25 protein-coding genes, 1 tRNA gene and 1 riboswitch are annotated in these 24,407 nt (G+C 61.8%); of the genes, 15 read left to right on the top strand and 11 right to left on the bottom strand.

The window, feature by feature from the left end; translation table 11 throughout:
• Positions 1-94: 94 nt before the first annotated feature.
• The 4 genes from EK369_RS14240 (at position 95) to EK369_RS14225 (ending at position 2,268) form a co-directional block, all read left to right on the top strand.
• On the top strand, positions 95-379 hold the full coding sequence (locus EK369_RS14240) for a hypothetical protein (RefSeq protein ID WP_127114934.1): 285 nt from the start codon (positions 95-97) through the stop codon (positions 377-379).
• A 457-nt stretch (positions 380-836) separates the two neighbouring features.
• Positions 837-1,148, top strand: a complete 312-nt coding sequence (locus EK369_RS14235) for an ETC complex I subunit (RefSeq protein WP_127114933.1) — start codon at positions 837-839, stop codon at positions 1,146-1,148.
• Between the two features lie 358 nt (positions 1,149-1,506).
• Positions 1,507-1,583, top strand: a tRNA-Arg gene (locus EK369_RS14230).
• 13 nt (positions 1,584-1,596) lie between these two features.
• On the top strand, positions 1,597-2,268 hold the full coding sequence (locus EK369_RS14225) for a hypothetical protein (RefSeq protein WP_127114932.1): 672 nt from the start codon (positions 1,597-1,599) through the stop codon (positions 2,266-2,268).
• Here the strand turns inward: EK369_RS14225 and EK369_RS14220 are convergent.
• The 3 genes from EK369_RS14220 to EK369_RS14210 form a co-directional block, all read right to left on the bottom strand.
• The gene (locus tag EK369_RS14220) at positions 2,265-3,179 is read right to left on the bottom strand and encodes a tyrosine recombinase XerC (RefSeq protein ID WP_127114931.1); all 915 of its coding nucleotides are present in this window, start codon (positions 3,177-3,179) and stop codon (positions 2,265-2,267) included. The two genes, EK369_RS14225 and EK369_RS14220, sit on opposite strands and share 4 nt — an antisense overlap.
• A complete protein-coding gene (locus tag EK369_RS14215) occupies positions 3,176-3,883 on the bottom strand; it encodes a DUF484 family protein (RefSeq protein WP_127114930.1) in 708 nt (235 codons plus the stop codon). Before EK369_RS14215 ends, EK369_RS14220 begins: the two co-directional genes overlap by 4 nt.
• 122 nt (positions 3,884-4,005) lie before the next feature.
• Positions 4,006-4,464 (bottom strand): GNAT family N-acetyltransferase, encoded by a 459-nt coding sequence (locus EK369_RS14210; protein ID WP_127114929.1) that lies wholly within the window; start codon positions 4,462-4,464, stop codon positions 4,006-4,008.
• 76 nt (positions 4,465-4,540) lie between these two features.
• On the opposite strand from EK369_RS14210, the gene EK369_RS14205 reads away from it, so the two are divergent.
• Positions 4,541-4,873 carry a DUF1636 family protein gene (locus EK369_RS14205; RefSeq protein WP_127114928.1) on the top strand — a complete coding sequence of 111 codons (333 nt, stop codon included), beginning with the start codon at positions 4,541-4,543 and terminating at the stop codon, positions 4,871-4,873.
• Positions 4,874-4,977: 104 nt separating this feature from the next.
• On the opposite strand, the gene EK369_RS14200 is transcribed toward EK369_RS14205, so the two are convergent.
• Positions 4,978-5,667, bottom strand: coding sequence for a CbtA family protein (locus EK369_RS14200; RefSeq protein ID WP_127114927.1), 690 nt, complete (start codon positions 5,665-5,667; stop codon positions 4,978-4,980).
• Positions 5,668-5,686: 19 nt separating this feature from the next.
• A complete protein-coding gene (locus tag EK369_RS14195; protein WP_127114926.1) occupies positions 5,687-5,857 on the bottom strand; it encodes a CbtB domain-containing protein in 171 nt (56 codons plus the stop codon).
• A 38-nt stretch (positions 5,858-5,895) separates the two neighbouring features.
• Positions 5,896-6,100: riboswitch (cobalamin riboswitch) on the bottom strand.
• A 208-nt stretch (positions 6,101-6,308) separates the two neighbouring features.
• Here EK369_RS14195 and smc point away from each other — a divergent pair.
• Both smc and EK369_RS14185 read left to right on the top strand, forming a co-directional pair.
• The gene (smc, locus tag EK369_RS14190; protein WP_127115004.1) at positions 6,309-9,764 is read left to right on the top strand and encodes a chromosome segregation protein SMC; all 3,456 of its coding nucleotides are present in this window, start codon (positions 6,309-6,311) and stop codon (positions 9,762-9,764) included.
• A gap of 136 nt (positions 9,765-9,900) precedes the next feature.
• Positions 9,901-10,248 carry a hypothetical protein gene (locus EK369_RS14185; RefSeq protein ID WP_127114925.1) on the top strand — a complete coding sequence of 116 codons (348 nt, stop codon included), beginning with the start codon at positions 9,901-9,903 and terminating at the stop codon, positions 10,246-10,248.
• A gap of 314 nt (positions 10,249-10,562) precedes the next feature.
• Here EK369_RS14185 and EK369_RS14180 read toward each other — a convergent pair whose 3' ends face one another.
• The 3 genes from EK369_RS14180 to cobD all read right to left on the bottom strand — a co-directional run bounded on the left by EK369_RS14180 (position 10,563) and on the right by cobD (position 13,650).
• On the bottom strand, positions 10,563-11,732 hold the full coding sequence (locus EK369_RS14180; protein WP_127114924.1) for a lytic murein transglycosylase: 1,170 nt from the start codon (positions 11,730-11,732) through the stop codon (positions 10,563-10,565).
• A gap of 62 nt (positions 11,733-11,794) precedes the next feature.
• Positions 11,795-12,703, bottom strand: coding sequence for an adenosylcobinamide-phosphate synthase CbiB (gene cbiB / locus EK369_RS14175; RefSeq protein WP_127114923.1), 909 nt, complete (start codon positions 12,701-12,703; stop codon positions 11,795-11,797).
• Positions 12,700-13,650 (bottom strand): threonine-phosphate decarboxylase CobD, encoded by a 951-nt coding sequence (gene cobD, locus EK369_RS14170; RefSeq protein ID WP_127114922.1) that lies wholly within the window; start codon positions 13,648-13,650, stop codon positions 12,700-12,702. Before cobD ends, cbiB begins: the two co-directional genes overlap by 4 nt.
• A 172-nt stretch (positions 13,651-13,822) precedes the next feature.
• On the opposite strand from cobD, the gene EK369_RS14165 reads away from it, so the two are divergent.
• On the top strand, positions 13,823-14,185 hold the full coding sequence (locus EK369_RS14165) for a response regulator transcription factor (protein WP_127114921.1): 363 nt from the start codon (positions 13,823-13,825) through the stop codon (positions 14,183-14,185).
• A 27-nt stretch (positions 14,186-14,212) separates the two neighbouring features.
• Here EK369_RS14165 and fsa read toward each other — a convergent pair whose 3' ends face one another.
• Entirely contained in the window at positions 14,213-14,866 is a 654-nt protein-coding gene (gene fsa, locus EK369_RS14160) for a fructose-6-phosphate aldolase (protein ID WP_127114920.1), read from the bottom strand.
• A 125-nt stretch (positions 14,867-14,991) separates the two neighbouring features.
• Between fsa and EK369_RS14155 the strand changes: the two genes are divergently transcribed.
• Positions 14,992-17,187: a primosomal protein N' gene (locus tag EK369_RS14155; RefSeq protein WP_127114919.1), complete on the top strand. Its 2,196-nt coding sequence runs from the start codon at positions 14,992-14,994 to the stop codon at positions 17,185-17,187.
• 102 nt (positions 17,188-17,289) lie between these two features.
• Here the strand turns inward: EK369_RS14155 and EK369_RS14150 are convergent, their stop codons facing one another.
• Positions 17,290-18,354, bottom strand: a complete 1,065-nt coding sequence (locus EK369_RS14150) for a YeeE/YedE family protein (RefSeq protein WP_127114918.1) — start codon at positions 18,352-18,354, stop codon at positions 17,290-17,292.
• Between the two features lie 126 nt (positions 18,355-18,480).
• On the opposite strand from EK369_RS14150, the gene EK369_RS14145 reads away from it, so the two are divergent.
• From EK369_RS14145 to EK369_RS14130, 4 genes are all read left to right on the top strand, one after another.
• Positions 18,481-19,713, top strand: a complete 1,233-nt coding sequence (locus EK369_RS14145) for an MFS transporter (RefSeq protein ID WP_127114917.1) — start codon at positions 18,481-18,483, stop codon at positions 19,711-19,713.
• A gap of 3 nt (positions 19,714-19,716) precedes the next feature.
• The gene (locus EK369_RS14140) at positions 19,717-21,048 is read left to right on the top strand and encodes an MATE family efflux transporter (protein ID WP_127114916.1); all 1,332 of its coding nucleotides are present in this window, start codon (positions 19,717-19,719) and stop codon (positions 21,046-21,048) included.
• Positions 21,049-21,100: 52 nt separating this feature from the next.
• Positions 21,101-21,970, top strand: coding sequence for a 50S ribosomal protein L11 methyltransferase (locus EK369_RS14135; RefSeq protein WP_127114915.1), 870 nt, complete (start codon positions 21,101-21,103; stop codon positions 21,968-21,970).
• A gap of 107 nt (positions 21,971-22,077) precedes the next feature.
• Positions 22,078-22,434: a hypothetical protein gene (locus EK369_RS14130; protein ID WP_127114914.1), complete on the top strand. Its 357-nt coding sequence runs from the start codon at positions 22,078-22,080 to the stop codon at positions 22,432-22,434.
• 181 nt (positions 22,435-22,615) lie between these two features.
• On the opposite strand, the gene EK369_RS14125 is transcribed toward EK369_RS14130, so the two are convergent.
• Entirely contained in the window at positions 22,616-22,816 is a 201-nt protein-coding gene (locus EK369_RS14125; protein WP_127114913.1) for a DUF1127 domain-containing protein, read from the bottom strand.
• 330 nt (positions 22,817-23,146) lie between these two features.
• Here EK369_RS14125 and ruvC point away from each other — a divergent pair, with 330 nt between their 5' ends.
• Together ruvC and ruvA are read left to right on the top strand one after the other, a co-directional pair.
• A complete protein-coding gene (ruvC, locus tag EK369_RS14120) occupies positions 23,147-23,653 on the top strand; it encodes a crossover junction endodeoxyribonuclease RuvC (RefSeq protein WP_127114912.1) in 507 nt (168 codons plus the stop codon).
• Positions 23,650-24,339: a Holliday junction branch migration protein RuvA gene (gene ruvA, locus EK369_RS14115; RefSeq protein ID WP_127114911.1), complete on the top strand. Its 690-nt coding sequence runs from the start codon at positions 23,650-23,652 to the stop codon at positions 24,337-24,339. The genes ruvC and ruvA overlap by 4 nt, the downstream gene beginning before the upstream one ends.
• The last annotated feature ends 68 nt before the right edge of the window (positions 24,340-24,407 follow it).

The raw sequence follows: 24,407 nt of genomic DNA, 5'->3' as shown, positions 1-24,407 counted from the left end.
TTGGTTGCCCTAGATTTGATCTCTTTTTGTTCTTGTTCAAGCCCTGTTTGGCGATGCTGCTGACTGTGGTAGTCAGGAGAGGGGGATAATTGGCATGGCCGACAAGACTGCATCAGAGCGTTCCTGGCAGAGGTGCGGCGAACATGGTGGATTGGTGCTTGAAAAGCGCCAGAGACGCCATGAGGTCACCGGAGACCACGAGGGGTCCACGTCTCAGGACATTCGCGTGCGCGACGCACAGGGCCGCGTGGTGCTGAAGAAAGAGGTGACGATCCGCTGGTCACATTTTGGCCAGATCAATGCGGGTTTTTCGGATGACGGACGCGCGGTTGTGGTCACCACGTCGGACGGGCGGGACCGGGTTTGGAAACTGCCCTGATCGCGCCGGTTTTGGCCCAAATCCGAATGTCCCGGGCGATGAGATTTCTGCAGTGCAGAAGGTTAACGCACCGAATCTCCTTGACCTAGGGTCAAGAGAATTGGGCCGTATCGGGCATACTGACTGTTGATAATAACAGCTTCCGTTGCGTAAACATTCAAAATTGGTCAAGCAATCTGTCCGGTTGGGAAATTTTCGGAAAGAAAATTTGGCAGTTGCGAAATAAATGTACTTGCGCGCTTGCTATTTAAAACAATTGCTCAGTATCTTTCCTGTGCAAGCAGCAGACTTGGCGGCTGACTGGGCCGCACTTACACCCCTCGCTCCCCGTGGTTTGTTTGGTCGCCAAGGCTGCTTGCGGCACTTTTTCCCAGTCAAAACGCCAGCATTTTGTCACTGAGCCCTTGCCCGGACAGGGTGAATCCCGGATAAGGTCTCCGAGACCAAGGAGATTGCCATGATCGCCCGCATTTATCAGCCCGCCCGCAACGCCATGACGTCAGGTCAGGGCAAGACCAAGATCTGGGTTCTGGAATACGTCGCTGCAGAGGCGCGCGAAGTTGATCCGTTGATGGGCTGGACCGGCTCGGGTGATACGCAAAGCCAGGTCAAGATGCGCTTTGCCACCAAGGAAGCGGCGATGGAGTATGCCAAGGACAAAGGCATCGAAGCGCAGGTGATGGACCCAAACAAGCGCAAGCCCAACATCCGCGCCGGTGGCTATGGTGAGAACTTTGCCACCAGCCGCAAGGGGCCCTGGACGCACTAATCACCGCTTTGATTTCGGTGAAGGGAAGGCCCGCCAACAGGTGGGCCTTGTTGTTTTGGCCCGTGAGTCGCGCCGGGCCGTTCCGACGGCAAGCGTCCGGACCGCGGGTCAGTCAGGTACATCGAACAAGGGCGCGTCCGCTGCACAGATGCGAGGCGCCAAACCGCCTGAGGATAACAGGGGCAGCGCCAGGTGATTGACCACATACCGCTGGCCCAAAGCCGGATGGTGCTGTGATGGCGCATTGAGGTGCTGAGCGACAGTGAAACGCGAGTTTTCCGCGACCGGGTCCTGCCGGAAATTGACGAAGAAAGCCTCTGGGCAAAACCTGCGGCTTCGATTAGGTAATCCCCCAAGCGGTCCCGTAGCTCAACTGGATAGAGCACCTGACTTCTAATCAGGGGGTTGAGGGTTCGAGTCCTTCCGGGATCGCCAGTACCCTTTTTCGATGACACGCTACTCTGGTCTTGGATCAGAACCTGCTCTGGGTCAGTATGGCGGTGTCGAATGGCTTGGGGGACAGGCGGTGAAAGCTCTTTATAACACAATGATCCGGGGCGTCTTCTTTCTGGTGCCCGTGGTGATCCTGGCGTTTGTGGCGTTTCAGGTGTTCAAAGTCACCTCGCAGGTTGGCGAGATCGTCGGGCAATATGTACCGATTGAGCGCGTCGCCGGGGTGGCGGTTGCCAATGTTCTGATGATCGTTTTGGCGCTGTTGTTGTGTCTGGTTGCCGGGCTGATTTCCTATCTGAGCATCATCAATGACAAGGTAGAGGCGCTGGACCGCATCCTGTCGGAAAACGTGCCCGGGTACACTTTGGTCAAGGGGGTTTTTGGCAGCGCCACCAAGTCTGAGCATCTGATGGACGCGCTGTTGCCGGTTCTGGTGCAATACGAGGACTTTGAGGGTCTGGCCTTTGAGGTGGAGCGCACCGAGAGCAAGGTGACGCTGTACCGGCCGCATATCCCCAACGTGTTGTCCGGCGAGGTCGTGGTGGTGGATGTGGCGCGGGTGACGGCGATCCCGTTGCCGGCGCATCAGGTGCTGGGGATTTTGCAGGCCAATGGGCGCAAGATGTCGAAAGTGCATGACGCAATTGCGGCGGCTGCAGGCGACTAAGCCTTGGGGTGGGTCTTGTTGTAGACCTCCATCAGGCGGGCGGTGTCCACGGCAGTATAGGCCTGTGTCGTCGAGAGCGACGCATGGCCCAAGAGTTCCTGAATCGCGCGCAGGTCGCCGCCGGCTTCCAGGAGGTGCGTGGCAAAGCTGTGGCGCATCGCGTGGGGCGTGGCGGTGGCGGGCAGGCCAAGTTGCATGCGCGTGGCCTGCATCGCACCGGACACAAGGCGCGGAGACAGGCGGCCCCCGCGCGCGCCGCGAAACAGCGGGCCATCCGGTTCCTGGATCATCGGGCAGAGGTCGAGATAGGCGTCAACAGCATCGCGGGCGACGTCGATCACCGGCACGATGCGTTCCTTGCCACCTTTGCCGTGGATGCGCAGCACCGGCGGCAGCGGCGCGTCTGCGCCATTCAGCGCCAGTGCCTCGGAAATGCGCAGACCACAGCCGTAGAGCAGGGTGATCACGGCGACATCGCGGGCGGCAATCCACGGGGTTTCATGTTGCAGTTCGATCGTGTCGATCACCGCTTTGGCCGAGTCGGTGTCGAGGGGGCGCGGCAGTTTGCGCTGGAACTTGGGCGATCGGGTCGACAGAACGGCGGTGGCGTCAAAGCCTTCGCGCTCTGACAGCCAGCGGAAAAAGCTTTTCACGGCGGAAAGCTTTCTGGCAAGAGACCGGGCGCCAACGTCTTTACCACGGGTGCGGGCCATCCAGGCGCGCATGTCGGGCACCCTGATGTCCTTTAGGGCGTTGAGGCCCTGTGCGTCGCCCTTGTGCTCGGTCATGAAGGCCAGGAAGTCGACGAGGTCGGCGTGATAGGCCCTGATCGTGTTTTCGGAAACACCGCCGAGGGCCGAGCGGCTGGCCAGCCAGGTTTGCAAGGACGCGGCGGCTGCCGGGGTGATCACGACAGCCAGCGCCGCATGGCGCGTTCAAAGACGCCCGCAAAAAACGCCAGGAGATCAGTGCCCTGTTGCGGAGTAAAGTGGTGCGGATCCTCGGCGCCCATCACCAGAAGGCCGGGCAGGCGCCCTTGGCCAAAATCGAGCTTGAGGCAGGCTTCGGAGCGGATGTAATCAGCGGTATCGCCATAGATGCGCCCGTCGCCGGATTGCAGCTGGCGCAGGGTGACCTGGCGCAGGGGCACGTTGCGGCCACCGGTCAGGTAGCCGTCGATAAAGCCGGGCTCGGCCACCGAGAGCACGTCGCCGAGGCGTTGGACAGCCGGATCGTCGTCAGATTGTACCGACTCCAGAACCAGACGCACCGCATCGACGCGCAGGATTTCCGCCACTTCGCCGCCGAGATCGTGCAGGAAGGATTCGAACTCGACCGGATCGAGCATGCGCAGGATGGCACGGTGCACCTGATTGGTGCCCGCGAGGTTTTCATAGGCCGCGGCGATGACGCTGCGATGGGTGTCCTCGAGCCGGTCCAGCCGGGCCTCGAGACGTTCCATGGCAATGCCACGCAGGTCGACAATATTGCCGCCCATGGTTTTTTCATTGGCGGCGATCAGCGCTTGCATCAGATCCTGATCCTCGAGGATCACATCCGGTTCCGAGATGATCTTTTCGCGCAATGCGTCGTCGATTTTGGGCGAGCTGCTCATGCGTGCCTCATGTTTGATTGGCGTGACTTTATCAGAGCCGCGCGGGGAATTCTTCTGTTTTTTTGTATTGGCGCCGAAAGCGGCGCGTCGTGTCTTGTGCAGGCCTGAAGCCGGAGAGGGCCTCAGGTCAGATCCTTGGTCATGAAAAGAGACGTTTGATTGGCTTCATAGTCCCCAAAGGGGCCGCAATCGGTGTAACCGTGCGCCTTGTAGAGGCTGTGGGCCTGGGTCAGCTTGTCGCCGGTTTCCAGTTTGACGCAGGCCAGCCCCTGGGCGCGGGCCTCGGTCTCGACCTGGCGCATCAGGTGGTGGGCAATGCCTTTGCCACGGGCACGCGGATCGACGAACATGGATTTGATCTCGCCGTAGGTGCCTTTGTTGGCCAGGGCGACACAGCCCAGCGTGGTTTGATCCTCGCGGGCGACAAAGAACCGAATCGATGGCACGCAAAGCTCGTCAATGTCGAGGAAATGGTTTTCCGACGGGTCGAACAGCTGTTGCATCAGCGCGTGGCTTTGGCGCAGGAGCGTCGTGGCTTGGGGGTCACGCGGGTCGCCGGGACTCACTTTGATATCGGGCATGGCAGGCTCCTTTGCGGTTCGGCTGCTTGTGTGGCAGGCACGGGCGGGTTAGTCCAGTCTGACGGAAGGGCGAAGTATGACCCACAAGCTGTTCATTTGCGAAACCTGTCTGGATGCGGCGGGAGAAACGCCGGGCCCGGCGTTGGCTATGGCCGTCCGCGCGCGGGTTGCCGCCGACGTCGAGGTTGTTCTGACGCCCTGCATGAACCTGTGTGATGAGCCTGTGTCCCTGGCGCTGCGGGCGCCGGGCAAGATGGCCTATTTGTTTGCCGGTGTAGAGGCGGGGGATGTGGGCGACATCGCGGCCTTGGCAGAGCTTTATGTCAACGCGGCAGGTGGGGTGATCGAAGATGCCCGGCCTGCGGGGCGGTTGCGGTTCTGTCTGAAAGGGCGCGTTCCGGCAGCCTAGGGGCCTTGCCCCTCTTGGCCGCAAGCGGCCAATTCACCCCAGAGTATTTCCGGCAATACGAAGTGTATTGTGCGCGCCCCCCGGGGGAGGGAGGCGCGAGGGTTTCAGGTTTCTTCGCCAGTGGCGAGGAAATAGGCGCAGAAGTAGCCCAGGATTGCCCAGCCGACCATGGCGAGGCCCATGCTGATGGTGGCGAATTCGGCAGAAAGCTCGGGCGGGGCCACACCATAGTAGGTGTCGAGGTGGGGCGCGCCGATCAGATGCGGCAGCAGGATCAGCAAGAGGCCGAAGGCCTGTTTCCACATGGCACCGGCAAAGGCGATGAGGGCGAGACCGGCGGCGGTGACAAGGATCGTCGAGAGCCACCAGATCTGGCGTGGCGCCAGTTCTGCGGCCGGGGTGCCGGGGAGTTCCGGAGGCAGGCCGGCGGCAGGTGCCAGTTGCACGGCGACAAAGCCGCACAAGCCCCAGATCAAGCCGTTGCGGGCGGTGATCGCGGTGCCCGCGCGTTCGCGGGCGAACCCCATGGCGGCCGCCAGCAGCAGGCCGTAGCCTGCGTAGGTCACCACGTTGAAGCCAACGGTCATCAGGTGGCGACCCCAGTCAGAGCCGAGCCCCGGCGTAAAGCGATCCGATTGAGACGTGCCATCGAGGACAAAATGCACACGTTCCCCGGTTTCGTAGAGCTCGCCCTCAAGAAGCAGCGGGATCACGAACACGAACTGAAGCAGGGCGGCAATCAGCCCTGCTATCAGGCCAGCGAACACAGCGCTGGACAGCAAATTTTTGGTCATTGTGCCGTGCGGCGCGTGCTTAGTGGCAGGGGAATGCCATGGCGTGGCGCTGGTCGTGGGCCGCGTCATGCAGAACCGTGGCCTGGGCCATGCCGGACACGGTCAAGAGGCCGAGACCAACGAGGGTCACCAGGATAAAGGCGGCGGTGTTGCTGCGGACTGCGGTGATCTGTGCAGTTTGGGTCGTCATGATCTAAGTCTCCTTTTCCCGTCACACCCGACGGGGGGGTTACGTTGCTTTGTGTGGCCGGTCTCCTGGCTTGCGGGTCGAGGCGGTGCGTTCCCTTCCCAGAGGAGACCCTCCAGTGGATTTGAACGCCCGCTCGCCGCGTACAGTCGCGGGGGCGGCTGTGGCACAGGATCACATGATCCCTTCCACATTCCCGTGAATCCGTCGGTTACCCGATCAGACACCACACAAGACCTTGTTTGGACGCGATGGCGGCGCAGGTCAAGGCGGATTGCGACGTCCTGATGTCATGTGGCGTCGCAGGGGTAAATTGTTCCCGGCGGGCGAAATATCAATATCTTGTGGATAAGTCGCGGATTTCGGCCACATTCTGTGGATCATCGTTGACTCGTGGCCAATGCCTTGGGCAACCTTTCTGAATAGCGAGAATCAACAGGACCTTGGGCAGCACTTGCGTTTTTCGAAACTCAGACTGACGGGCTTTAAGAGCTTTGTGGATCCGACCGACCTGATCATTGCCGATGGGCTGACGGGAGTGGTGGGGCCAAACGGCTGTGGCAAATCCAATCTTCTGGAAGCACTGCGCTGGGTCATGGGCGAGAACCGGCCCACCGCGATGCGCGGCGGCGGCATGGAGGACGTGATCTTTGCCGGGGCGGCGACGCGGCCTGCGAGGAACTTTGCCGAAGTGCAGCTGATGCTGGACAATTCGGAGCGGCTGGCGCCTGCGGGGTTCAACGAAGACGACAGCCTTGAGATCGTGCGGCGGATCACGCGGGATGTGGGCAGCGCCTATAAGGTCAACACCAAGGATGTGCGCGCGCGCGATGTGCAGATGCTGTTTGCCGATGCCTCGACCGGGGCGCATTCTCCGGCGCTGGTGCGGCAGGGGCAGATCTCGGAGCTGATCAACGCCAAACCCAAATCGCGCCGCCGTATTCTGGAGGAAGCGGCGGGGATTTCCGGCCTGTACCAGCGGCGCCATGAGGCCGAGCTGAAGCTGAAGGGGGCCGAGACCAACCTTGCCCGCGTCGATGACGTGATCGAGCAGTTGGCGAGCCAGTTGGCGCAATTGGCGCGGCAGGCCCGACAGGCCGCGCGCTATCGGGCCATCGGGGATGAGTTGCGGCAGGCTGAGGGGCTGTTGCTGTATCGCCGCTGGCGAGAGGCGGATGAGGCGCGCGCCACGGCGGATGAAGAGCTGCGCAACCGTACGACGGCAGCGGCGCAGGCCGAGGGTGCGGCGCGGGCTGCGGCGAAAGAGCGGGTGGCGCGGGACGATGCCTTGCCCCCCTTGCGCGAGGAAGAGGCGATTGCGGCGGCTGTCTTGCAGCGGTTGCAGGTGCAGCGCGATACGCTGAACGATCAAGAGGCCCATGCGCGCCAGATCATTGAGACGCTGACGAGCCGGATTGACCAGTTGGCCAAGGATATGGAGCGCGAAAGCGGGTTGAACCGCGATGCGGGCGAGACCATTGAGCGGCTGGAGTGGGAAGCCAAGGAGCTGGCCAAGGCTGGCGAAGGACATGAGGCCAAGCTCGAGGCGGCCTCGGAGGCGGCGCGCGAGGCCGCAAGTGTGTTGCAGGATCGCGAAACCGACCTGGCACAGCTGACCGAGGACGTGGCGCGGCTGGCGGCGCGGCACCAGTCGGCGCATCGTCTGCTGGAAGACAGCCGCAAGACACAAGCCAAGAACGAGGCCGAGGCAGGCAAGGCGCGTGACGCGGTGGATGTCTCCAAGGCGGCGCTGGTCAAGGCGTCCGAGGATTTTGAGATCGCAAAAACCGCCGAAGCTGGTGCGGTTCAGGCCGCGCAGGATGCTGACGAGGCGCTGACCAAGGCCGAGCAGGATCGCGCCGAGACACAGTCGCGCGAGGCCGATGCGCGGGCGGAACGCTCCGAGGCCGAGGGCGAGTTGAACGCGCTTCGGGCCGAGGTGACGGCGCTGGCCAAGCTGGTCGAACGCGACACCGCCGAAGGCGGGCAGATCCTCGACCGGTTGCAGGTGCAGCAGGGCTTTGAAAAGGCGCTTGGCGCAGCGATGGCGGATGATCTGCGGGCCCCAGAGGTGGACGAGGACGGGCCGTCGGGCTGGCATGTGTTGCCGCCTTATGATGTGGATCAGCCCTTGCCCGAGGGCGTGACCTCGTTGGTGGCGCATGTGTCAGTGCCCGAGGTGCTGGAACGCCGGATGAGCCAGATCGGGCTGGTGGCGACCGAAGATGCGATGCGGTTGCAGCCCTTGTTGAAGCCGGGTCAGCGGTTGGTGTCGCTCGAGGGTGACCTGTGGCGCTGGGACGGATATCGCGCCTGGGCCGAGGATGCGCCAAGTGCGGCGGCCTTGCGACTGCAGCAGCTGAACCGGTTGGAAGAGCTGAAGCAACAGATGGCCCGCGCCACGGCACGGGCAGATGGGGCGGTGCAGGCGCATGAAACCCTGCAGGCGCGGTTGCGCGAGTTGTCCGAAGTGGACAAGGCGGCGCGTCTGGCGCGGCGGGACGCGGACCGGGCCGTGGCGGATGCCAACCGGGCGCTGAGCCGGGCCGAGGCGGATCGCAACCTTGCCGAGGGACGGCTGGAATCGCTGGGTCTTGCCGTGGCGCGCCACGAGGAAGAGGCGATGGCGGCGCGGTCACAGGTTCTGGAGGCCGAGCGCGGTGTTGCGGATCTTGGCGACTTGGATGCGGCGCGGGCCGGGGTCGAGGACGTCAAGATGACGGTCGAGGCGGCCCGGATCACCATGATGACCAAGCGCTCGGGCCAAGACGAATTGCGCCGCGAGGGCGAAGCACGGCTGCGGCGCGCGCAGGAGGTCACCAAGGAAGTCAGCGGCTGGCGTCACCGGTTGGAAACCGCCGAAAAACGCATTGGCGAGCTGGCTGAACGCAAGGTGACCTCGGAACAGGAGCTGAAAGAAGCATCCTCGGCCCCGGAAGAGATTGCCGCCAAGCGTGAAGAATTGACCGGCGCGATTGAGGATGCTGAGGCACGGCGGCGCAAGGCGGCGGACGTGCTGGCCGAGGGAGAGACCGCGCTGCGCGAGGCTGAGAACGCAGAGCGCGAAGCGGAGCGCGCGGCCAGTGAGGCGCGCGAGGCAAGGGCGCGGTCCGAGGCGCGGGCGGATGCGGCGCGCGAGACGGTGTCCTATGCCGCCGAGCGGATTTACGAAGAGCAGCAGGTGTCGCCAGCTGCCCTGTTGGAGCGCTTGGATGTGGTGCCGGACCAGATGCCGGACAGCCATGCGATCGAGGCGGATGTGAACCGGCTGAAGCGTCAGCGGGATGCCTTGGGCGCGGTCAACCTGCGCGCCGAGGAAGACGCCAAGGAAGTTCAGGAAGAACACGACACTCTGGTCACTGAAAAGGCTGATCTGGAAGAGGCGATCAAGACCCTGCGCAATGGCATTGCCAGCCTGAACCGCGAAGGGCGCGAGCGGCTGTTGACGGCGTTCGAGCAGGTCAATTCGAACTTCACCATGCTGTTTCGCCATCTGTTTGGTGGCGGTGAAGCCAATCTGGTCTTGGTGGAAAGTGATGATCCGCTTGAGGCCGGGCTGGAGATCATGTGCCAGCCGCCGGGCAAGAAGCTGTCAACGCTGTCCTTGCTGTCAGGCGGAGAGCAGACCCTGACCGCGCTGGCGCTGATTTTTGCGGTGTTCCTGGCCAACCCGGCGCCGATCTGTGTGCTCGACGAGGTTGATGCGCCGCTGGATGATGCCAACGTCACGCGGTTCTGTGATCTGTTGGACGAGATGTGCCGCCAGACCAACACGCGGTTCCTGATCATCACCCACCACGCGGTGACCATGGCGCGGATGGATCGGCTGTTTGGGGTGACGATGGCTGAACAGGGCGTGTCTCAGCTGGTGTCGGTCGACCTGAAAGCAGCCGAGACTCTGGTGGCCTGATCAGGTGAGGGGGCGCTGCCCCCGCCGCCTGCGGCGACTCCCCCGGGATATTTTTGGCCAAAAGAAGCAGGGCCTCGCGGCAATGTGAGGCGGCGTGTTCCCCTTGCGCGTTAGGGTGCGGGGAGGAGGCGGTGATATGCGGATATTGATGGTGGCCTTGCTGATGGCAGGGCCGGTTTCAGCTGAGGGCTGGAAGATGCGCGCAGGGGATGAGCTGTTTGATGTTGCGGGTTTGCAAGCGGCCCTGTCGGGGCAGGAGCTGGTTTTCTATGACGAGGGGCGCTCGGTCTATGGGGAAGACGGCTATTATAGCTATACCTATGGCGGTGGGGGACTCTGGGAAGGCACGTGGCGCGCCGAGGCTGATAGTGTTGTCTGTGTGACCTTTGTGACCGAAGTCTCACGATGTGACCGGATCGTCAGGAATGACGACCGGTTGGTTGTGTTGACTGAAGGCGGCGAGCGGTTTCCGGTTCGGGAGTAGATCTTAACGCTACTCCGAGTTTAATAAGTTTTAACAAGTTGTGTCTAACTCTCCTTTTCGTCGGGCAACCGGCCCGGCGTAAGGAGGTGAGGCAACTGCATCCAAACGTGTATTACAAATGGATGGTGATCATTGCAGCATTGACGCTGCTCGTAACAATCATCCGACTTTTCGCGGGGCTGTAAACTAGCTTCAAGAAGAGAAGCCCGGCAGAGCGGCAACTCTGCCGGGCACTTGTTTCGGTGAAGAAACTGAGTCGTGTATTACTTTGCTCAATTCATATCACAAACCCTAAGAAACCGTAAAGCGCCCCATCAGAGCTTGGTTAACAGCGCTGGCGTTGGCCAGGCGTCGGCGGGCAGGCCGAGGCGTTTCTGTTCCTTTTGCACGGCGGCGCGGGTTTTGGCGCCGAGGATGCCGTCAACCTTGCCGACATCGTGGCCGCGGGCTTTCAGTTTCTTTTGCAACTGTTTCATCTGACTGCCGCTCAGGCCCTGGTCGGGCTTGCCCGCGTTATAGGGTTTGGCGCCTTCGAGGCGGGTGGCGAAATAGGCGGCGGTGGTCACATAGACAAAACTTTTGTTCCACTCGAAATAGACGCGGTAGTTGGGGTAGGCCAGAAAGGCCGGACCATTGCGCCCCTGGGGCAGGAGCAGTGAGGCGTCGAGATTGGCGAGATTGCCCTGACGTGGCTTCACGCCCAGCTTGGCCCATTCAGAGGCTTTCATGCTGTGATCCAGACCGGATTTCGACCAGTCGAGGTTTTTCGGCACGGTGACTTCCTGCAACCAGGGCTGGCCCTTGCGCCAGCCGAGGTGGCTGAGCATCTTGCCGCCGGACATCAGCGCATCCTGTGGCGAGGTCTTGAGCCGCACCTTACCATCGCCATCGCCGTCCACACCGTTTTCGATGATGTCTTCGGGCAGCATCTGCACCATGCCGATCTCGCCGGCCCAGGCGCCGGTGGTCTTGGTAGGGCTGAAATCGCCGCGTTCATAAAGCTCAAGCGCGGCAAAGACCTGTGGACGGAACAGTTCGGGGCGGCGGCAGTCGTGAGACAGCGTGACCAGTGAGTTCAGAGTGTTGAAGTCACCCTGAAAGGCGCCATAGTCGGTCTCGAACGCCCAGAAGGCCAACAGCACGCCGCGGGACACGCCATAGTCACGCTCGATCCGGTCAAAGGTGGATTTGTAGGTTTTTGCCTTGGATTTGCCGACGTTGATGCGGTTCTGGCTGATCAGGCGTTGGGAAAAATCGAAGAAGGGCATCTGAAAGACGCCTTGCGAGCGGTCAGCCTTGAGCGTTTTCGGGTCCTGACGCACGTTGGCGAAGAATGTGTTGACCGTGGATTTCTTGTGGCCCTTGGCGATGGCCTCTTTCTTGAGCCCGTCAACAAACCCCGAAAACGACCCCCCGCAGGGCACATTGGCCAGTGCAGTTGGGGCGCTGAGGGACAGGACGGCGAGAATTAGGGGCAGACGCATCGGGAAACCTCGGGAAATCACTTTGGCCAGAGGTTAACAGGTCAGAGCAAAGGGGCAAGCGATCAGAACAGGGCCAACAGGAATGTGAGGGCCAAAAACGCGGCCCATGTCCGCCAGAGGGCACGACATGCGGCGTCGATGTCGTCAGGCCCCAGGGTTTTGCGGCCCTTTTCGTGGACAAATGGAAACGCCCGCATCGCGCCGTCATAGGCGCGTGGGCCTGCAATGGCGGCGTTCAGGGCGCGGGCCATGGCGGATTCGGGCCAGCCTGCGTTGGGCGAGCGGTGTTTGGCGGCGTCCCTGCGGATGGCGGACCAAGCGGACAGCCCCCCGTGAGTCGCCGCGATCAGGGCAGCGGTGAGGCGGGCGGGCACCCAGTTCAGCACGTCATCCAGCCGCGCGGCGGCCCAGCCAAAGTCCTGGTGGCGCGGGGTGCGGTAGCCAATCATGCTGTCGGCGGTGTTGACGATCTTGTAGACCAGAAGACCCGGCAGGCCCGCCACAAGGAACCAGAACGCCGGAGCTATGACGCCATCCGACAGGTTCTCGGCGGCGCTTTCGATGGCGGACCGTGTGACCGCGCTCTGATCCATGGCGGCGGTGTCGCGGCTGACGATCATGGCGACGGCGCGACGTCCCTCGCCGAGGGACAGGCGCAGGGCGTCGCCCACCGCCTGAACGTGATCCACCAGCGAGCGCTGGGCCAGAAGGATGGCGGCCAACAGCAGCTGGGGAAGCCAGCCAAAGAGCGCAATGGCCTTACCGAGGATAACCATGGTTAACGTCAGCAGAGCGATCAGCAGGGCTCCGCGCAGCTTGCGAGCCGGGCCTGTGTTGAAGGTTTTGTCGGCCCATCCGATCAGCCGGCCCATGAGAACTGCGGGGTGGGGCCAGCGGGTCCAGAGCCAACGCGGCTCTCCCAAGGCGGCATCGAGCACCAGAGCGACACAGAGGATTGCGGCGGTGCTCATAGAGCGCCCTCAAGGTGAGACCAGCGGTCCGGGGCGGGCAGGCCGAGACGCAGGTAGGTTTTGGAATAGGGAAAGATGCGCGACCAGACGTGTTTGCGGGCAAGCCTGTCCTGCCAGGCGGCCGCGTCGTCGACCTCGTAAAGCCGGAAAAGCGTCGTGCCCCCAACAAGGTTTGCACCCCGTGCCGTCATCATCGAGTCGAGGCGCGCCGCATCTGTGGCAAGTCGGGTGCGGGTGGCGTCTGCCCAGGCGGTGTCCGACAGCGCCCGCGCACCGATGTGCAGGGCCGGACCAGAGACCGCCCAGGGGCCGGTGAGGTCGTTCAGGCGTGCAATCGTGTCCGGTGACGAGATCGCAAATCCCAGGCGCAAACCGGCAAGGCCCCAGAATTTTCCAAAACTTTTCAGGATGATGCGACCCGGATGAGATGCGGTGTGGATCAGGCTGGCCTCTGGCGTCACGTCGCAGAAACTCTCGTCTATGATGGTGAGCGGCGCTGTCAGATCCTGTGCGGTCCACAGCCGGCCAGTGGGGTTATTGGGGTGCACCACGACCCGGGCGTCGGGGCTGTCTTGGCTCACGTCCCACCCTTGCGCGACAAAGGCGGCGGCGTGTTCGTTGTAGGTGGGGGTCGGGATATCGACACGTCCTGCAGGCATGAGGGCGGGGATGGCGGCAATGGGTGCAGACGCCCCGTGCGTGGCCAGAACCGCCGCCTCTTCGGGCACGTTCCAGACCTTCCGGGCGGCTGAGATCAAGGCATTCAACGCCCCCTTGTCGGGCAGGGCAGTCCAGGCGTCGGCGGGAATATCGCCGGTTGGATAGGGCACGGGATTGATGCCGGTCGAGAGGTCCAGCCAGTCACTGCGCGCGCCGCCATAGCGGTGTCGCGCGGCGTCCAGCCCGCCGCCATGATCGCGGGAATCGGCAGATGGAGAAGCGGACATGGGGGGCTCCGGTTTACCAGTCGCCTGTCTTCAAGCGGAAAACAGCGCATTTGGCAAGCAGCCGCGCGTTGTTTACCAGTGTTAAGTGTTCATTAACCTTTTGTTAGGATTTTGGGCAGATTACCTGAAATATCGAGTCAAATTGTTAATGAGTGAGCACGTGAGGGGAGTTATGCGTGTATTGATCGTCGAAAGCGATCCCGATCTTGGACGGATCTGGAGCCGCCACATGCAGCGCACGGGCGCTGAAGTTGACCTGGCTTCTGATCAGACCGGCGCCATCCATGCGCTGCGAATGCAAGACTACGAGATCATCGTACTGGATCTTGTGCTGGAAGACGGCGCAGCCTTGGCGATTGCCGATTTCGCCAGCTATCGTCGCCCCGGGGCGCGGGTAATCTTTGTCACCAACACCTCGTTTTTTTCCGATGGGTCAATCTTTAACATCAGCGCCAATGCCTGCGCATTTGTGCAATCAGGTACGCCGCCAGAAGATCTGGCGGCGATGGTCGAGCACTACGCCGAAGCGCGGTGAATCCGGGTCGGATGACCCGGTGATGGCTTAGAGGATCTTGATGCCCGCGGCCTTGATGTCGGCCAGAAAGGCGTCGAGACCTTTGTCTGTCAGCGGGTGGTTCACCATGGCTTTGATGACATTCGGCGGCGCGGTCATCACGTCGGCGCCGATCAGGGCACTTTGGGTCACGTGATTCACGGTGCGGATCGACGCGGCGAGGATCTGGGTTTCGTAACCATAGTTGTCATAGATCGCGCGGATGTCACCGATCAGGTCCATACCATCAATGTTGATATCGTCCAGCCGCCCGATAAAGGGCGAGATAAAAGTCGCGCCAGCCTTGGCGGCCAAAAGCGCCTGATTGGCCGAAAAGCACAGGGTCACGTTGACCATGTGGCCGTCGTCGCTGAGCGCCTTGCAGGCCTTGAGGCCATCCCAGGTCAGCGGCACTTTGACGGCGATGTTCTCGGCGATCTCGACCAGCTTGCGGCCCTCGGCGATCATCTCGTCGGCGTCCGTGGCGGTGACTTCGGCGGACACGGGGCCGGACACGAGGTCACAGATTTCCTTGGTGACTTCGATGATGTCACGGCCGGATTTCTTGATCAGCGAGGGGTTGGTGGTGACGCCGTCGACCATGCCGAGGTCATTCAACTCGGCAATGGCGTCGATTTCGGCGGTATCTACGAAGAATTTCATCTGGCAGCATCCTTTGGTGGCTTGTTGTGGCTTGGCCTAACTCTGGCTTGCCTTTAGCGCATAGTTTGAGATGCTGGAACCCCCGTCACAATTCGGGATGGCAATGAGCGGCGGCAGGAATAGGCGTGAGCGATCCGGACTTCTTTCAACAGGGACAACTGGTGGCGGTGTTGACGACACAGCCGCTGGATCGGTTTCTGGATTACAAGGCGCCCGAGGGCGGATGCTTTCGCGGGGCCTTTGTCGAGGTGCCGCTGGGGCCGCGCAAGGTATTGGGCGTGGTCTGGGGGCCGGGGCGCGGGGATTTCGACATCTCCAAGATTCGGCCCGTGAACCGGGTGCTCGAGGTGGCGCCGATGCGCGACGAGATGCGCAGCTTTCTCGAGCGCGCCGCGGATTACACCCTGACGCCGCTGCACGCGATGGTGCGGCTGGCGACACGGGCACCGGGGCTGTCGGACCCGCCTTCGATGCGCAAGATCTATCGGTTGGGCGACGGTGAACCGGATCGCCAGACCGATGCGCGCCGCCGGGTGCTGGAAACGCTGAAGGATTACGGCGGGCTGGCCTTTACCCTGAAAGAGCTGAGCGAGATGGCGGGCGTGACCTCTTCGGTGGTCAAGGGGCTGGTGAAACAGGGGGTTGTGCGCGAAGAGGATACGCCGCGCGATGTGCCGTTCTTTCGGCTGGATTCGGAACATGCGGGCAAGGAGCTGACCGCCGATCAGGCGGCGGGTGCCGAGGCGCTGCGGGCCGGGGTACGGTCCGGTGATTATGGCACCACGTTGCTGCGCGGGGTCACAGGCTCGGGCAAGACCGAAGTCTACCTCGAGGCGGTTGCGGAAACCCTGCGCATGGGGCGTCAGGCACTGGTGCTGTTGCCCGAGATTGCGTTGACGGCAGAGTTTCTGACGCGGGTTGAGGCACGGTTTGGGGCAAAGCCTGCCGAGTGGCACTCGGGCGTGACCATGACCGAGCGTCGCCGTATCTGGAAAATGGTCGGGCAGGGGGGTGCGCAGCTGGTGATTGGCGCGCGGTCAGCGCTGTTTTTGCCTTATCAGAACCTTGGGCTGATCGTGGTCGATGAAGAGCATGACACCTCGTACAAACAAGAGGACGGGGTGTTGTACAATGCCCGCGACATGGCGGTGCTCAGGGCCAGCATTTGCGGTGCACGGGTGGTGCTGGCCTCGGCCACGCCTTCTTTGGAAAGCTGGGCCAATGCGGACGCCGGGAAATACGACAAGCTGGAGTTGACCGCGCGTTTTGGCGAGGCTGTGTTGCCGGAAATGCGCGCGATCGACATGCGGGTCGAAGACCTGCCGTCGAACCGTTGGATTTCCCCGACATTGCAAAAGGCGGTTGAAGCGCGGGTGGACCGTGGCGAACAGGCGTTGCTGTTTATCAACCGGCGCGGCTATGCGCCGGTCACGATCTGCCGGGCCTGTGGTCATCAGGTGGGCTGCGACCATTGCGATGCGCGCATGGTCGAGCACCGGTTCCTGAAGCGGCTGGTGTGCCATCAGTGCGGCGAGACCAAGCCGATGCCCGAAGAATGCCCTTCGTGTCATGTCGAGGGCAAGCTGGCCCCGGTGGGTCCGGGCGTGGAGCGGTTGGCCGAAGAAGCCCAGGCGTTGTTTCCGGACGCGCGGTTGGCGGTGTTGAGTTCGGACCTGTTCGGGTCAGCGCGGGCATTGAAAGAGGGGATCAACACGATTGCCGAGGGCGGGGCGGATGTGATCATCGGCACGCAGCTGGTGGCCAAGGGACATAACTTTCCTCTGCTGACCTTGGTGGGCGTGATCGACGCGGACCTTGGGCTGCAGGGTTCGGACCTGAGGGCAGCGGAGCGCACGTTTCAGCTGATGCGGCAGGTTGCGGGGCGCGCCGGGCGCGCAGAAAAGCGCGGTGAGGCGATGTTGCAGACCTTTCAGCCGGAGCATCCGGTGATCCGCGCCATTCTGGCCGGGGACGAGGTCGGGTTCTGGAGTGCAGAGGCCAATGAACGTCGTCATGCGGGCGTGCCGCCCTATGGGCGCATGGCGGGGATCATCCTGTCGTCGCCGGATGTGCAGCAGGTGTTCGACCTGGGCAATGCGCTGGCGCGCAATGATGGTGCCCTGCGCGAGGTTGGGGCGCAGGTCTTTGGGCCCGCGCCCGCGCCAATTGCCCGCGTGCGGGGACGACATCGGGTGCGGTTGTTGGTGAAAGCGGACAAGGGCGCGCCCATTCAGGCGGCGGTGGCCAAGTGGATCGGACAGTTTCGTCTGAAGGGGGATATCCGCCTGAGTGTGGATATCGACCCGCAGAGCTTTTACTGACCGGCGTTTTGGGGGCGCTGCCCCCGGAGTTCCAAATGCCAGCATTTGGAACCCCTCCCCCGGGATATTTTTGGCCAAAAGAAGCCTGGGTTTGGGCGTGGATCAGGCCGTCGCGGCAGCACCGCCGCGTTGATCGACAAAGAGATCGGTGGCCATGGCGCCAATCCACATGGCGAAGAGTGCCGCCCACGCGGTGCCAGCAAAGATCGACCCGCCGGTGACGCCCGCGCCAATGGCGCAACCGCCCGCCAGCATGGCGCCAAAGCCCATGAGAACGGCACCCGTCATGGAGCGGCGCATGTTGCTTTCGCCGTCAAAGCCCTGAAACTTGAATTCGCGGGAGATCACCGCCGCGAGGAACGAGCCGATGACAACGCCCGGGACCAGTCCGATGTCAAACTCGAGCACCGAGTTGCGGTCCAGGAAGAACATCAGCGTGTGTGCCGAAGGGCCGGAGAAGGTGGCGCTTTCGATCTGTACCGGGTCAAAGGCGACCTGGGCGAGGCCGTAGGTCAGCACCCAGCCCACGGCCACGGCAAAGCCGACTCCCGAGGCAAAGATCAGCCGCGATGCGCCAATGCGGTTCTTGCGCGCGATGACCAGCGCGAGGCAGGCCATCACCGCGCCAAAGGCGAGGCCCGACAGGTCGGGCAGGCCGAGAGTTGCGATCAGGTCCATGTTGCGTCCGCCGTCGGTGATCCAGAGGCTGGCCAGTTTGTCACGCCACGGCGACAGGATGCCTGAGAGGCTCATTTGTGCCACCACGGCGAAGATCAGGCCAGAGACCACAGACCGCAGGTTGCCATTGGCGGCCAGCACCAAGAGGCGGCCCGAACAACCGCGCGCAAGCACCATGCCAACACCGAACAGGAGCCCGCCGATGATGGCACCGGACCACGAGCCGGGCACCGCCATCATGCGGGCATCCGCCGTGTGCATCAGCCCCAGGGCCTGCGCACCCTGCACCCAGACAATCGCCGTGGAAATCGTCAGCAGCCAGACCGCCACCTTGTCACCCAGTTGCCCGCGGGCAAATTCGACCGTGGCGGCGCGCAGGCAGAACCGCGACCGTTGCGCCGCGACGCCAAAGATGATGCCCGTAATCAGGCCCAGCACAGCTGCGGTGGGCGCTTCTCCGATGTTTTCAACAAGCGTGAGGATGTCCATGGAAACCCCTTCAAGAATATGAATGGGTCGATATATGCCCGTATGGGCCATAAACGACTTTGATACAGATCACAGTTTGTCGCGTTTCGGCTCGCCAATCCGCCAAAAAGGGCATAAGTCCGAAGCATGTTAAGCAAAATGAGTCTCGCCGACGCCAAGGCCTTGGCGCTTTGGCGCCAGCCCGTCGGGCTGCTGTTCGTGATGGCAATGGCGATGCCGATTGCCTTTTACGCGTGGTATGCGCTTTTGAACAACTTCGTGATCGAAGTGGCGGATTTTGATGGCAAGGACATTGGTCTCTTGCATACGGTGCGCGAGATCCCGGGCTTTTTTGCCGTGGGTGTGATCGCCATCATCATCTTTGTGCGCGAGCAGGTCTTGGGCATGGTCTCGCTGGTATTGCTGGGCGTGGCAACGGCGTTCACGGCGTGGTTCCCGTCGCTTGGGGGGCTGTTGATGCTGACCTTCCTCAGCTCGCTGGGCTTTCATTACTACGAGACGGTCAACCAGTCCCTGCAGTTGCAATGGCTGCCCAAGGACAAGGCACCGCAGGTTCTGGGCTGGTTGATGGCGGTGGGATCGGGCATGTCCCTGGTGGTTTTTGTGCTGATCGTGCTGATGTGGGACACGCTGAATCTGACCTATAACATCGTGTTCATGGCCTCGGGTCTGGTCACGGCGGCGGCGGCGCTGTTCTGTCTCTTTGCCTATCCACAATTCGAAGCGCCAACGCCGCAGGTCAAGAAGATGATCCTTCGCAAGCGCTATTGGCTGTATTATGCGCTGCAGTTCATGTCGGGCGCACGGCGGCAGATTTTCATGGTGTTCGCAGGCTTCATGATGGTCGAGAAGTTCGGGTTCGAGGTGCATCACCTGACTGCGCTTTACCTGATCAACCTGGTCATCAACATGTTTGTAGGACCGTTACTGGGCAAGGCTGTCGCCCGGTTTGGCGAACGCGCAACGCTGATTTTCGAATACATCGGGCTGGCCATTGTGTTCCTGGCCTATGGCGGCATTTACTGGTTTGGCTGGGGGGTGACCGTGGCGGCGGTGCTTTATGTGATCGACCACATCCTGTTTTCGCTGGCGCTGGCCCTGAAGACCTATTTCCAGAAGATTGCCGATCCCGGAGACATCGCGCCCACGGCGGCGGTTGCCTTTACCATCAACCATATCGCCGCTGTTTTCCTGCCGGTCCTGTTGGGATTGTTGTGGGTGGTTTCGCCCGGTGCGGTGTTCCTGTTGGCCGCGGCCATGGCGCTGATCTCGTTGTCGCTGGCCTTGCTGGTTCCGCGCCACCCGGAAAAGGGCAATGAGACGCGGCTTAGCCGCTATGCCACGGCACCGGCGGAGTAAGGCATGGCACAGCGTGGACGTTTTCTGACCGGATCGACCATGGGGCATGTCGTGCGCATGACTCTGACCGGCGCGACGGGCATCACCTTTGTCTTCCTTGTTGATCTCGCCAATCTGTTCTGGCTGTCACAGGTGGGTGATCCAAAGCTGGTCGCTGCCATTGGGTATGCCTTTGCGGTTCAGTTCTTTTCGGTCAGTACGGGCATCGGTTTGATGATTGCCGCAACGGTGATGGTCTCAACCCGGATTGGCAAAGGGCAGCGCGAGCGCGCACGGCGCGAGGCAACCACGTCGATGATCCTGACGGTGGCGTTCCAGGCCCTGGTGGCTGCGCTGATCGTTGCGTTCCGCTATCCGCTACTGGATCTGGTGGGGGCCGAGGGCGAGACACGGGACCTCGCGGCGCGCTATCTGGCGATGACCGTGCCGTCTCTGATCATCATGGCGGTGGGACTTGTCGGGTCGGCAGTGCTGCGCGCCGAGGGGGATGGCAAGCGGGCGATGTTTGTCACGCTGACCTCGGGCACGATTTCGATGGGGGTAGACCCGTTCCTGATCCTGTACTTGGGCTGGGGGCTGGATGGCGCGGCGATCGCGCTGATCCTGTCGCGGTTCATCCTTGCGGGTATGGCGCTGCGCTTTGCGATTGGCACCCATAACCTTTTGGCGATTCCGCGCTGGCGCACGTTCAAACGGGTTCTGCGGCCCTATTTCCTCATCGCGTTTCCGGCCATGCTGACGCAGATTTCGACGCCCTTTGGCAATTACCTTCTGACTGGCGTGATTGCCGGGTTCGGAGACGATGCGGTGGGGGCATGGGCCGTTGTCAGCCGCCTGACCGTCGTGGCCTTTGGCGGCATCTTCTCACTGTCCGGGGCCATTGGCGGTATCTACGGGCAGAACTTTGGCGCCAAACAGTACGACCGCCTGCGCGACACATTCCGCGACAGCCTGATCTTTTGCGCCAGCTACACCATTGTAGCGTGGCTGTTGCTGAGCCTCTCGGCCAACTGGATGATCGCCACCTTTGGCCTCAGCGAAGAAGGCGCCGCGGTGTACCGCGCGTTCGCCTATGTCGGCTCGGCGGCCTTTGTGCTGGTGGGGGCGCTGTTCGTGTCGAACGCGACGTTCAACAGTCTGGGCAAGCCGATGCGCTCGACCCTGTCGAACTGGACCCGCGACGGTCTCTTGATGTTGCCTGCGGCGATGCTCGGGGCGGCCTGGTTTGCAGCCCCCGGCGTGGTCTATGCGCAGGCCTTGGCAGGGGGGCTTGCCGGCGCCCTTGCGGCGCTCTGGAGCTGGCATTTCCTGAAAGGCATCGGGCGCGAGGCTTGACGGCAGTCAGACAAGCGCCTAGGCCCCGGACAACCCTATCTGGAGCCATCCCATGCCCACATTTACCGCCCTGACCACTCTCCCCGGACGAGAGAACGCCGAAAAACTCAGCGAGGCGCTGGAACGCCTGACCCCGGAGCCAACCGGTGTCGGGACCTTTGAAATGGAAGATGGCTCGGGCCTGTGGGAAATTGGCGGCTATTTCACCGAGGCGCCGGATGAAACCGGGTTGGCGGTTCTGGCCGCGGCCTTTGGGGCCAAACCCTTTGCGATCTCGGAACTGCCGGACACTGACTGGGTGGCCAAGGTCAAACGCGAGTTGGTGCCGGTCGAGGCGGGACGTTTCTTTGTCTACGGCAGCCACGACGCGGACAAGGTGCCCGCAGACAAGGAACCATTGTTGATCGAGGCGGCGATGGCTTTTGGCACGGGCCACCACGGAACGACGCTGGGCTGCCTCAAGGCGCTGGACCGGCTGGCGAACGAAGGCTTTGTCGGCAAGAATGTCGCTGATATTGGTTGTGGTACAGCCGTGCTGGCGATGGGGGCCGCGCGGATCTGGCCCGACGTTGTGCTGGCCAGCGATATTGACGAGGTTGCCGTGGATGTGGCCGTGGCCAATGTGACGGCCAACGCCCTCGAAGGCCGCGTGCACTGTGTTGAAGCGGCAGGTTTTGACCATCCCGACCTGGCTGCCAAAGCCCCGTTTGATCTGGTCTTTGCCAATATCCTCAAGGCACCGCTGGTCATGCTGGCCCCTGAAATGGGGGGCAATATCTGTGCAGGTGGTCATGCAATCCTGTCTGGCATCCTGAACGAACAGGCCGACGAGGTGGTCGCGGCCTATGATGCGACCGGCTTTGATGTGCATACCCGTGAAGAGATCGGCGAATGGACCACGCTGACGTTGACGCACCGGTAAGCCAATTGAGGCAATTCTGCCCAAATTGGATGGGGTTGCCTTATTTCTGCCACAATTTTACGCCATTAAGGTCATGTTCGGTGGGGGCCGAACCTGAGAAGTCTGTCATGAGCGATTCGTATAACGAGTTTCAAGATCGTGTTGCCCGCATCTACAGTGCGCAAGGCAACAAATCCCTCCTTCGCAAGAACACCCGCGCGGTTTATGTTCAGGGCCAGGATGGCTACACCGTAATTCGCGGTCGCGAGCCCCGCCGCCCGTTCCCGTGGTCTGGCCTCGTGCTGTTGCTGGTTGCCTTTTTCATGGTGAAAGGCGCAATCATGGCCAACATGGGTCCTGAATTCTACACCCGAGAAGTGGCGCAGCTGGAACCGACAACCGTGCTCGAACATTTCCGCGTCTGGACCATGGGCGCCGACCCTGTGTCGTCCTGGGTGGCACAAATTCTGAAATCTCTCGGCTGATCCCTCCAATTCAGCAAGAAACGGCTCCGGTCTCTCTCCCGGAGCCGTTTTCTTTTGCGCGGTCCATTTCGCGTGCTCCCTGTGGGCAAGGCCCCGGACAAAAAAAGAACCGCAGCCGGGAGGAGCTGCGGTTCTCTTTGATCTTACGATCCGAAAACAACGGGCGGTGACGAAAGCTTCGTCAGCCGATGTTTTCGATGTCTGCGCGGGTCAGACCGATGTCGTCCAGCTCGCGGTTGGTGAGTGCCGACAGAGCGACGCGTGTTGCACGCTTGTCGTTCCAGTCTACAACTGCGCCAACCAGAGCGGCGAAGGCTTGGCCAATACGGCCAGCAAAACCAGCAGTTTCAAACTGCACGCGGGTGGTGTCAAAAGCGGCCATATCAATCTTCCTTCTGTTTTGGTTGATGGTCTGCGTTTTCGTAAAGCCGCATTTAGGGGCAGTTTGCCAAAGGAACAAGCAGCGAAAATTGCATAGGTGATATGCAATGTGCGCATATGTTAAATCCTGCGTAACCTATGGTTACAAAAGGTAAAAATCCGTGTCAGCACGTGTCGTAATCTGACGTTTCCAGTGTCGTTTTCAGGCCGGGCAATGTTCCTATTGCATAGCCGCGCCAAACCTATGCTTTGTGTGCAAAGCTCTTGGGTTTGTTCTGGTTTTGTGCTAGTGGGTCAAAAAAGCAACAAAACGTGGCAGGTGGGCGAAGAAATGCGGATACTTGGAATCGATCCAGGCTTGCGGAACATGGGGTGGGGCGTGATCGAGGCCCACGGCAGCCGACTCAGTCACGTCGCAAATGGTATTTGCCACTCGGTCGGCGAGGATCTGGCCAGCAGGCTGTTGTCGCTGCATGACCAACTGGTCGAGGTCGTGGAACGGTATGCCCCAGAGCAGGCAGCGGTGGAAAACACCTTCGTCAACAAGGATGCGGTGGGCACGCTGAAGCTGGGCCAGGCCAGGGGCATTGCCCTGTTGGTTCCGGCCAGGGCGGGGCTGACCGTGGGAGAGTATGCTCCCAACAAGGTTAAGAAAACCGTCGTGGGTGTGGGCCATGCGGACAAGCAGCAGGTTGCCTATATGGTCAAGCTGCAGCTGCCGGGCGTGGTGATCAACGGGCCGGATGCCGCTGATGCGCTGGCGATTGCCATGTGCCACGCCCATTACATGCGCCCCGGCACCGGGCTGGAAGCGGCTTTGAAGAGGGCAGGCGCATGATCGGAAAAATCTCGGGCCGGATTGATTATCGCAGCACCGATCACGTTTTGATCGACGTGCGGGGCGTGGGCTATATGGTCTATTGCTCGGACCGCACCATGGCGGCGTTGCCGAGCAATGGCGAGATGGTGACGCTCTACACTGATCTGTTGGTGCGCGAAGACCTTCTGCAGCTCTTTGGCTTTACCTCGCTTCTTGAAAAGGAATGGCACCGGCTCTTGATGTCGGTACAGGGCATCGGGGCCAAGGCTTCGCTGGCGATCCTCGGGGCTTTGGGGGCGGAAGGGGTTGGTCGGGCAGTCACGCTGGGCGATGTCACCGCGATCAAGGCCGCAAAGGGTGTAGGTCCCAAGACCGCGCAGCGCGTGGTGATCGAGTTGAAGGACAAGGCGCCCGGCGTCATGGCGCTGGGAGGCACGCTGTCGCAGGCCACGGGCGAGGCGCCGGCGTCTGACGATGTGCTGGAGGAGCCGTTGGATTCGCCGGCGCGAACCCCGGTGGCGCGTGGGGCAAGCGGGGCTGCCGCGGCCTCGACCCAGGCCGAGGCGCTGTCGGCGCTGTCGAACCTAGGGTATGGTCCGGGCGACGCGGCGCAGGCTGTGGCGCAGGCATCCGGGGATGACCCCGAAGCAGATACGCCCGCGCTGATCCGCGCGGCCTTGAAACTGCTCGCGCCAAAAGGTTAAGAGATGGAAAGATTTTCTAGAAAATCTTTCTCCCCGCCAATTCTTCTAGAAGAATTGGCCCCCCAGGA

Source organism: Shimia sediminis (genome assembly GCF_003990645.1).
GTDB lineage: Bacteria > Pseudomonadota > Alphaproteobacteria > Rhodobacterales > Rhodobacteraceae > Shimia > Shimia sediminis.
Note: the sequence above shows the minus strand (reverse complement) of the source record. Positions and strands in the feature narration are given on the sequence as shown.

Excerpts from the sequence above, each read along its gene's own strand:
- EK369_RS14200 (WP_127114927.1), bottom strand. The coding sequence starts at position 5,667 with ATGACCAAAAATTTGCTGTCCAGCGCTGTGTTCGCTGGCCTGATAGCA.
- EK369_RS14225 (WP_127114932.1), top strand. The coding sequence starts at position 1,597 with ATGACACGCTACTCTGGTCTTGGATCAGAACCTGCTCTGGGTCAGTAT.
- ruvC (WP_127114912.1), top strand. The coding sequence starts at position 23,147 with ATGCGGATACTTGGAATCGATCCAGGCTTGCGGAACATGGGGTGGGGC.
- EK369_RS14150 (WP_127114918.1), bottom strand. The coding sequence starts at position 18,354 with ATGGACATCCTCACGCTTGTTGAAAACATCGGAGAAGCGCCCACCGCA.
- ruvA (WP_127114911.1), top strand. The coding sequence starts at position 23,650 with ATGATCGGAAAAATCTCGGGCCGGATTGATTATCGCAGCACCGATCAC.
- EK369_RS14165 (WP_127114921.1), top strand. The coding sequence starts at position 13,823 with ATGCGTGTATTGATCGTCGAAAGCGATCCCGATCTTGGACGGATCTGG.
- EK369_RS14215 (WP_127114930.1), bottom strand. The coding sequence starts at position 3,883 with ATGAGCAGCTCGCCCAAAATCGACGACGCATTGCGCGAAAAGATCATC.
- EK369_RS14205 (WP_127114928.1), top strand. The coding sequence starts at position 4,541 with ATGACCCACAAGCTGTTCATTTGCGAAACCTGTCTGGATGCGGCGGGA.
- cbiB (WP_127114923.1), bottom strand. The coding sequence starts at position 12,703 with ATGAGCACCGCCGCAATCCTCTGTGTCGCTCTGGTGCTCGATGCCGCC.
- cobD (WP_127114922.1), bottom strand. The coding sequence starts at position 13,650 with ATGTCCGCTTCTCCATCTGCCGATTCCCGCGATCATGGCGGCGGGCTG.
- EK369_RS14130 (WP_127114914.1), top strand. The coding sequence starts at position 22,078 with ATGAGCGATTCGTATAACGAGTTTCAAGATCGTGTTGCCCGCATCTAC.
- EK369_RS14140 (WP_127114916.1), top strand. The coding sequence starts at position 19,717 with ATGGCACAGCGTGGACGTTTTCTGACCGGATCGACCATGGGGCATGTC.
- EK369_RS14185 (WP_127114925.1), top strand. The coding sequence starts at position 9,901 with ATGCGGATATTGATGGTGGCCTTGCTGATGGCAGGGCCGGTTTCAGCT.
- EK369_RS14135 (WP_127114915.1), top strand. The coding sequence starts at position 21,101 with ATGCCCACATTTACCGCCCTGACCACTCTCCCCGGACGAGAGAACGCC.
- fsa (WP_127114920.1), bottom strand. The coding sequence starts at position 14,866 with ATGAAATTCTTCGTAGATACCGCCGAAATCGACGCCATTGCCGAGTTG.
- EK369_RS14240 (WP_127114934.1), top strand. The coding sequence starts at position 95 with ATGGCCGACAAGACTGCATCAGAGCGTTCCTGGCAGAGGTGCGGCGAA.
- EK369_RS14180 (WP_127114924.1), bottom strand. The coding sequence starts at position 11,732 with ATGCGTCTGCCCCTAATTCTCGCCGTCCTGTCCCTCAGCGCCCCAACT.
- EK369_RS14195 (WP_127114926.1), bottom strand. The coding sequence starts at position 5,857 with ATGACGACCCAAACTGCACAGATCACCGCAGTCCGCAGCAACACCGCC.
- EK369_RS14235 (WP_127114933.1), top strand. The coding sequence starts at position 837 with ATGATCGCCCGCATTTATCAGCCCGCCCGCAACGCCATGACGTCAGGT.
- EK369_RS14125 (WP_127114913.1), bottom strand. The coding sequence starts at position 22,816 with ATGGCCGCTTTTGACACCACCCGCGTGCAGTTTGAAACTGCTGGTTTT.
- EK369_RS14145 (WP_127114917.1), top strand. The coding sequence starts at position 18,481 with ATGTTAAGCAAAATGAGTCTCGCCGACGCCAAGGCCTTGGCGCTTTGG.
- EK369_RS14210 (WP_127114929.1), bottom strand. The coding sequence starts at position 4,464 with ATGCCCGATATCAAAGTGAGTCCCGGCGACCCGCGTGACCCCCAAGCC.